At 71.7% G+C, this 6349-nt stretch carries 5 protein-coding genes and 2 pseudogenes; 5 read left to right on the top strand and 2 right to left on the bottom strand.

Going from position 1 to position 6349, the window contains the following annotated elements; translation table 11 throughout:
• The first annotated feature begins 89 nt into the window (after positions 1-89).
• Complete coding sequence (locus JNW89_RS24060) at positions 90-629, top strand: gamma-glutamyltransferase (protein WP_238450605.1); 540 nt, start codon at positions 90-92, stop codon at positions 627-629.
• A 264-nt stretch (positions 630-893) separates the two neighbouring features.
• Here JNW89_RS24060 and JNW89_RS24055 read toward each other — a convergent pair whose 3' ends face one another.
• Positions 894-1856 (bottom strand): GlxA family transcriptional regulator, encoded by a 963-nt coding sequence (locus JNW89_RS24055; protein ID WP_238450604.1) that lies wholly within the window; start codon positions 1854-1856, stop codon positions 894-896.
• A 150-nt stretch (positions 1857-2006) separates the two neighbouring features.
• On the opposite strand from JNW89_RS24055, the gene JNW89_RS24050 reads away from it, so the two are divergent.
• The 4 genes and pseudogenes from JNW89_RS24050 (at position 2007) to folE (ending at position 5965) form a co-directional block, all read left to right on the top strand.
• Positions 2007-2144, top strand: a complete 138-nt coding sequence (locus tag JNW89_RS24050) for a hypothetical protein (protein WP_238450603.1) — start codon at positions 2007-2009, stop codon at positions 2142-2144.
• Between the two features lie 100 nt (positions 2145-2244).
• On the top strand, positions 2245-2820 hold the full coding sequence (hpt, locus tag JNW89_RS24045) for a hypoxanthine phosphoribosyltransferase (protein ID WP_238450602.1): 576 nt from the start codon (positions 2245-2247) through the stop codon (positions 2818-2820).
• A 442-nt stretch (positions 2821-3262) separates the two neighbouring features.
• Complete coding sequence (ftsH, locus tag JNW89_RS24040) at positions 3263-5266, top strand: ATP-dependent zinc metalloprotease FtsH (protein ID WP_238450606.1); 2004 nt, start codon at positions 3263-3265, stop codon at positions 5264-5266.
• Between the two features lie 35 nt (positions 5267-5301).
• A pseudogene (folE, locus tag JNW89_RS24035) lies at positions 5302-5965 on the top strand (GTP cyclohydrolase I FolE).
• A gap of 58 nt (positions 5966-6023) precedes the next feature.
• On the opposite strand, the pseudogene JNW89_RS24030 reads toward folE, so the two are convergent.
• Positions 6024-6349, bottom strand: a pseudogene (locus JNW89_RS24030) (hypothetical protein); the annotation flags it as partial.

Below are 6349 nucleotides of genomic sequence, written 5' to 3'. Positions count from 1 at the left end.
GCTACGCGGGCGGCCCGGCGGGCCCTGGTCACCGACCGGGCCGGCGACCCGGTGGCCGGCGACCCGGAGCGCGGCGGCACGGTCTACCTGTGCACCGCCGACGCCGGCGGATGATGGTCAGCCTGATCCAGTCCACCTACCTGGCGTTCGGCTCCCGGGTGGTGCTGCCCGGCCACGGCTTCGCGCTGCAGAACCGGGGCCTCGGTTTCCGGCTCGACCCGGCGCACCCGAACGTGGTCGGGCCGGCCAAGCGGCCCTTCCACACCATCATCCCGGGCTTCCTGATCCGCGACGGCGCCCCGGTCGGGCCGTTCGGCGTGATGGGCGGGCACATGCAGCCGCAGGGGCACGTCCAGCTGGTCTCCGCCACCGTGGACGCCGGCCTCGACCCGCAGGCCGCGCTGGACGCTCCCCGCTGGTACTGGCACGCCGGCCGGACCCTGCTGGTCGAGCCGGCGCTGGCGGCGGTGCCCGGCCTGGTCGCGGGGTTGCGCTCGCGGGGGCACGAGGTGACCGTCGCGGAGGAGCCTTCGGTCTTCGGGTACGGGCAGGCGATCTGGCGTGGCTCGTCGGGTGGGTACGTGGTGGGGTCGGAGTCTCGGGTGGATGGGGCTGCGGTCGGGTTCTGACTCTTGCGGTCCGTGCTCTGTCGGGGTGGGTTTCGCCGGAGCCCGACCCGCTCCGGGCGGTCAGGCTTGATCCCTGCGCGGGTCGGCTCCGGCGAACCCGTGCGGGTCGGGCTGGGTGGTCCGCGTCGGTGGGTGGGGTCATCTGTGGTGGTGGCGGTGGTGCCGGATGCTCGGCCTCGTCGCCCGCCTGTTCGCCTCTATACCCGTTCGCTCGGGTGCCTGGCGCGGGTGGGCGGTGCTGGCTCTTGGGTGGGTTGAATCGGGTCAGGTGGTGGTTACTCGGTCGCGGAAGGTGGTGCGGTAGGCGTGGGGGGTGGTGCCTACGCGGCGGGTGAAGTGGTGGCGTAGGGCGGCGGCGTCGCCGAAGCCGGCCCGGTCCGCGACGGTGTCGACGCTGAGCCGGGTCTCCTCCAGCAGCCGGCGGGCCAGCAGCACCCGCTGGTTGGTCAGCCAGTCGTGCGGGGTGGTGCCGGTCTCGGCCCGGAACCGGCGGGCGAAGGTCCGCGCCGACATGCCGGCCCGGGCGGCCAGCTCGTCCACCGTGGTCGGCCGGTCCAGGTGCCCGATCAGCCAGCTCAGCACCGGCTCCAGCGTGGGGGCCTCCGGCGTGACCGGGATCGGCGCCTCGACGTACTGGGACTGGCCGCCGTCGCGGTGCGGGGGGACGACCATCCGGCGGGCCAGCCGGGTGGCGGTGGCGGAGCCGTGCTCCTGGCGGACCAGGTGCAGGCAGGCGTCGATGCCGGCGGCGGTGCCGGCGCTGGTGAGCACCCGCCCGTCGGCGACGTAGAGCGAGTTGCACCGGACCCGGGCCGCCGGGTGGCGGCTTTGCAGTTCGTCGACGTACCGCCAGTGGGTGGTGCACTCCCGACCGTCGAGCAGCCCGGCGGCGCCCAGCACGAACGCGCCCGAGCAGACGCTGAGCAGGTACGCCCCCCGGTCGGCGGCCCGGCGCAGCGCGTCCAGCACCGGCTCGGGCACCGCGCCGCCCTGGTTGTGCGCCGGCACGGCGACCAGGTCGGCCTCCTCGACCGGGCCGAGGTCGGCGTGCGGGGTCAGCCCGAAGCCCGAGGAGGTGCGGACGGGGCCGCCGTCGGCGGTGCAGACGGCGAACCGGTAGCCGGGGAACCCGTCCGCGGTGCGGTCGGTGCCGAAGACCTCGGCGAGCACGCCGAGCTCGAACGGGGCGACCTGGTCGAGCGCGAGGACGGCGACGGATCGGAGCATGTGACGAGGGTAACCCCGCCGGTGGCAGGAAATCGAGGGGCAATGGCATTCCTGCCACTGTCCGGGTCCGCGTGGCGGGCGGAAACTGGTACCAGTCCGGTGCGCACCGGCGGCGATAACAGTCCAAACAACGCGAAAGCGAGCGCCGCCATGGAACTCCTGCTGCTTCTGCTCTTCCTCGTCGGTCTGGTCGTCGCCTCGGCCGCCGGCCTCACCGCGGACAGCCACGACTCGGCCGACTGGAAGCCGACCGACCAGGGCCGCCGCTGGCAGTCCCGTACCTGCTGAGGTGATTGGTCCGGATTGCCGAAAAAATCCCTGGCGGGACCGCTCCAAAAGGGGCGGCCCCGCCGACGGAGGCCAGCCGGCGTACGGCAGGCTAGGAGTCATGGCTGACGGCTCCTGGTACGACGCCGACATCGATCACGTGATCATTTCCGAGGCGCAGATCCGCGAGAAGACCGCAGAACTGGCCAAGCAGGTCTCGGCGGACTACGCCGGCGTCGAGGACGGACTCCTGCTCGTCTGCGTGCTCAAGGGCGCGGTCATGTTCATGGCCGACTTCGCCCGGGCGCTGGGCCGGAACGGCCCGCCGGCCGAGCTGGACTTCATGGCCATCTCCTCGTACGGCCAGGGCACCACCTCCTCCGGCGTGGTCCGCATCCTCAAGGACCTGGACCGGGACATCGCCGGCCGGCACGTGGTCGTGGTCGAGGACATCGTCGACTCCGGGCTGACCCTCTCCTGGCTGCTGCGCTACCTGGAGTCCCGCTCCGCGGCCAGCGTCGAGGTGGTCGCCCTGTTCCGCAAGCCGGACGCGGTGAAGGTCCCCGTCCCGGTGAAGTACGTCGGCTTCGACATCCCGACCGAGTTCGTGGTCGGCTACGGCCTCGACTTCGGCGAGCGCTACCGGGAGCTGCCCTATGTCGGCGTGCTCAAGCCGGAGGTCTACGCCCGGGCCTGAGCCCGTCGCCGGCCGGGTCCACGCCCGCCGGCGGCCCGGCGGTGGTCGCGCCCCGGCCGGGCTGAGAGCTGCTCGCATCGGTGTCCATCGAGCGGACGTTCAGCGGGCTCTCAGCAAATCGGACTACGGTAGGTGCCGGTGGCGTGGAGGCAATCTCCACGCCCGACCCCTCGACTGGTGTGTGACCGGCGGTCGGGTGGCCGGGTGCGGAGCTCCCGCCACACCGGCTGAACCCCGGTTCGCCGTCCGCGTAAGTGCTGGGCTCAGAAGCTCACTCCTGGCGCACACGGTGTACCGTCGAATGACCGCGGCGCGGCAGTTCGCGCGCCTCGGGGTCGAGGCCGGCCCGCACGGCGGCTCGGCGCCGCCAACGCGGCGACACCATTCAGACGGTCAGGACGTCGATCAGGAGGATGCGGGCGTCTCGGCGCTCGACAACAGCATGGAACGTACGCGTTTCTTCCGCCGACCGGTGGTCTGGATCATCCTGGTCATCCTCGGCGCCGTTGTGCTCAGTCAGCTGTTCACCGCTGGTCCCAGCTACCACCGCGTGGACACTTCCGTTGCGCTCGACCAGCTCCACACCGCCAAGATCAACAAGGTCGTCTTCCAGGACAAGGAGCAGACGCTCCAGCTCAACCTGGCCGAGAAGACCAAGTTCGGCGACACCACGACCGACCGTATCGAGGCCCAGTTCCCGTACGAGGTCGGCGACGAGGTCTGGAACGACGTCCTCGCGGCGAAGGCGGCCAACCGGGTCACCGGCCCGGCCGACGCCAAGGTGTCGTCCGACAGCATCTGGGTGAGCCTGCTGGTCAACCTGCTCCCGATCGCCCTGCTGGTGCTCCTGCTGATCTTCTTCATGTCGCAGATGCAGGGCGGCGGCTCCCGGGTGCTCAACTTCGGCAAGTCCAAGGCGAAGATGATCACCAAGGACACGCCGAAGACCACGTTCGCTGACGTGGCGGGGGCCGAGGAGGCCGTCGAGGAGCTGCACGAGATCAAGGACTTCCTGCAGAACCCGGCGAAGTACCAGGCCCTGGGCGCCAAGATCCCCAAGGGCGTGCTGCTCTTCGGCCCGCCCGGTACCGGTAAGACGCTGCTCGCCCGCGCGGTGGCCGGCGAGGCCGGGGTGCCGTTCTACTCGATCTCCGGCTCCGACTTCGTGGAGATGTTCGTCGGTGTCGGCGCGAGCCGGGTCCGCGACCTCTTCGAGCAGGCCAAGGCGAACGCCCCGGCGATCGTCTTCGTCGACGAGATCGACGCCGTCGGCCGGCACCGTGGCGCCGGCATGGGCGGCGGCCACGACGAGCGCGAGCAGACCCTCAACCAGCTGCTCGTCGAGATGGACGGCTTCGACACCAAGGGCGGGGTCATCCTGATCGCCGCCACCAACCGGCCGGACATCCTCGACCCGGCGCTGCTGCGCCCGGGCCGCTTCGACCGGCAGATCCCGGTGGACGCCCCCGACATGGAGGGCCGCAAGGCGATCCTGCGGGTGCACGCCAAGGGCAAGCCGTTCACCCCCGACGTCGACCTCGACTCGGTGGCCCGGCGTACCCCCGGCTTCAGCGGCGCCGACCTCGCCAACGTGATCAACGAGTCGGCACTGCTCACCGCCCGCAAGGACCAGCGGGCGATCACCAACGACTCCCTGGAGGAGTCGATCGACCGGGTGATCGCCGGTCCGCAGCGCCGGACCCGGGTGATGAGCGACCAGGAGAAGAAGATCACCGCGTACCACGAGGGTGGCCACGCGCTGGTCGCCTGGGCGCTGCCGCACGCGGCGCCGGTGCACAAGGTGACCATCCTGTCCCGCGGCCGCTCGCTGGGCCACACCCTGGTCCTGCCGACCGAGGACAAGTACACCCAGACCCGCGCCGAGATGGTCGACACCCTGGCGTACGCGCTGGGTGGCCGGGCCGCCGAGGAACTGGTCTTCCACGAGCCGACCACCGGCGCCGGCAACGACATCGAGAAGGCCACCCAGCTGGCCCGCGCGATGATCACCCAGTACGGCATGAGCTCCAAGCTCGGTGCGATCAAGTACGGCACCAGCGGCGACGAGCCGTTCCTCGGCCGCAACATGGGCCACGAGCGGGACTACTCCGACGCGGTGGCGGCCGAGATCGACGGCGAGATGCGGGCCCTGATCGAGCTGGCCCACGACGAGGCCTGGGAGATCCTGGTGGAATACCGGGACGTCCTGGACAACATCGTCCTGGAGCTGATGGAGAAGGAGACCCTCTCCACCGCCGACATGGCCCGGATCTGCGCCCGGGTGGCGAAGCGCCCGCCGATGGCCCCCTACAACGGCTTCGGCAAGCGTCAGCCCTCCACCGAGCCCCCGGTGCTCACCCCGGCCGAGAAGGACAAGCTCAAGGCCCAGGCGCAGGCAGACGGCGCGTCGGTCGGCGGCTCGAACAACTCGGACGGTACCCACTGAACACGGACGCCGCGGCCAGCCCCGAGAACTCGGGGCTGGCCGCCTCGTCGACCGAGCCCGACGGCGACGAGGCCCTGGACTACGTTGCGGCCCGGCTGATCAGCGGCAAGCTGACCGGCCGTCCGATCGAGGAAACCATGGACCTCGCCCGGATCGAGAAGGCCGTCCGCGAGATCCTCATCGCGGTCGGGGAGGACCCCGACCGCGACGGACTCCAACAGACCCCGGCCCGGGTGGCCCGGGCGTACGCGGAACTCTTCGCCGGCCTCCGGGTCGACCGGCCCAGGTGCTCAGCACCACGTTCGAGGCCAACCACCAGGAGCTGGTGCTCGTCCGGGACATCGACGTGATGAGCCTCTGCGAGCATCACCTGCTGCCGTTCCGGGGCAGCGCCCACATCGGCTACATCCCCGGGCCGGACGCCGGATCACCGGCCTGTCCAAGCTGGCCCGGCTGGTCGAGGTCTTCGCCCGCCGCCCGCAGGTCCAGGAGCGGCTCACCTCGCAGATCGCCGACCTGCTGATGAGCAAGCTGGCGCCGCGCGGCGTCGTCGTGGTGCTTCAGTGCGAGCACATGTGCATGGCGATGCGCGGCATCCAGAAGAGTGGCGCCCAGACCATCACCTCCGCGGTGCGGGGCACCCTCCAGCACGACGCGAAGTCGCGGGCCGAGGCGATGGCCCTGATCATCCCGCGCTGATCCGTAGCAACCCGACCGGCCGCGTCGCCCCCCGTGGGGGCGGGGCGGCCGTCGCGTCTCAGCCGGCCAGCAGCGCCAGCATGATCACGCTGGCCGTCACCACCGCCGGCACCAGGCAGGTCAGCGCCCCCAGCCGGGGCGTCCGGTCAGCCGCTCGCCCGGGCGCGGCGGGAAGAGTCGACCCACCGCCACCCAGCCCACCCCGAACGCGACCGCCGGCATCGGCAGCCCGACGACCAGCGCCACCAGGCTCGCCGCGTCCGCCCCGGCGACCGCGAGGACGATCAGCTGGACCATCGGCACCAGCAGCGCCAGCGGGCCGTACACCAGCAGGTTGCGGGCCCGGAGCGGCCAGGCCGCCGGCCGCAGCGGACCCCGCGCGGC

It is taken from the genome of Micromonospora sp. 4G55, assembly GCF_016803375.1.
Note: the sequence above shows the minus strand (reverse complement) of the source record. Positions and strands in the feature narration are given on the sequence as shown.